The 1,147-nt window shown below is 72.3% G+C and carries 1 protein-coding gene; it reads left to right on the plus strand.

From position 1 onward, the window contains the following. Positions 1-216: 216 nt before the first annotated feature. On the plus strand, positions 217-1,147 hold a 931-nt coding region (locus tag ABZW03_RS41120), incomplete at its 3' end, for a DNA-formamidopyrimidine glycosylase family protein (protein ID WP_355270031.1).

Here is a 1,147-nt window from a genome sequence, read left to right on the forward strand (position 1 = left end):
GTGGGTGCTGCGGGGGCTGGATGATTTTCAGACTGCCGATGGGTGGGTGGGGAGCAGCCGCCGTTGGCAGTCTGAAAATCACCCGCCACGCCCCTCTCCGCACCCACCCCCTGCGCCACCCCCGCCCGCAGCGCGTCCCTCTCGCGGGGAGAGGTAGGTGGGTGGGTGGTCGCTGTTGGGTGGTCGGGTGGGGGTGGGGCGGGGGAGACTGGGGGCATGCCGGAGTTGCCCGAGGTTGAGGCGTTGTGTGGGTTTTTGTCGGAGCGGTTGGTGGGGCGGGTGGTGGCTCGGGTGCAGCCGGTGGCGATCAGTGCGTTGAAGACGTACGACCCGCCGGTGGGGGCGTTGGAGGGGCGGACGGTGGGGGCGGTGGGGAGGCGGGGGAAGTTCCTGGACATCGAGGTCGGGGGGTTGCACCTGGTGGTGCACCTGGCGCGGGCGGGGTGGTTGCGGTGGAAGGAGGGGCTGCCCGAGGAGCCGCCGCGGCCGGGGCCGCGCAATCCGTTGGCGTTGCGGGTGCGGTTGGCGGGGGAGGCGGGGGACGGGTTCGACCTCACGGAGGCGGGGTCGAAGAAGGGGTTGGCGGTGTACGTGGTGCGGGATCCGGGGGAGGTGCCGGGGGTGGCCAGGCTCGGGCCGGATCCGTTGGATCCGGCGTTCGGGCTCGCGGAGTTCGCGGCGTTGTTGCGGGGCGACCGGCGGCGGATCAAGGGGGTGCTGCGGGACCAGAGCGTGCTGGCGGGGGTGGGCAACGCCTATTCGGACGAGGTGCTGCACGCGGCGCGGATGTCGCCGTACAAGCAGGCCGCGAGCCTGGGGGAGGAGGAGGTGGCCCGGCTGTACGAGGCGCTCGGGGGTACGTTGCGGGAGGCGGTGGAGCGCTCGCGCGGGCTGGCGGCGGGGGAGCTGAAGGCGGAGAAGAAGCTCGGGCTGCGGGTGCACGGGCGGACCGGGCAGCCCTGTCCGGTGTGCGGGGACACCATTCGCGAGGTGTCGTTCGCGGACTCCTCGTTGCAGTACTGCCCGACCTGCCAGACCGGGGGGCGGCCGTTGGCATCCCGGACTCGACCGTGCTCCAGGACGGCGACATCGTCAACATCGACGCCACCGCGTACATCCACAGGGTGCACGGCGACCTCAACGCCAC

It is taken from the genome of Kitasatospora sp. NPDC004799 (genome assembly GCF_040609095.1).
Classification (GTDB): domain Bacteria; phylum Actinomycetota; class Actinomycetes; order Streptomycetales; family Streptomycetaceae; genus Kitasatospora.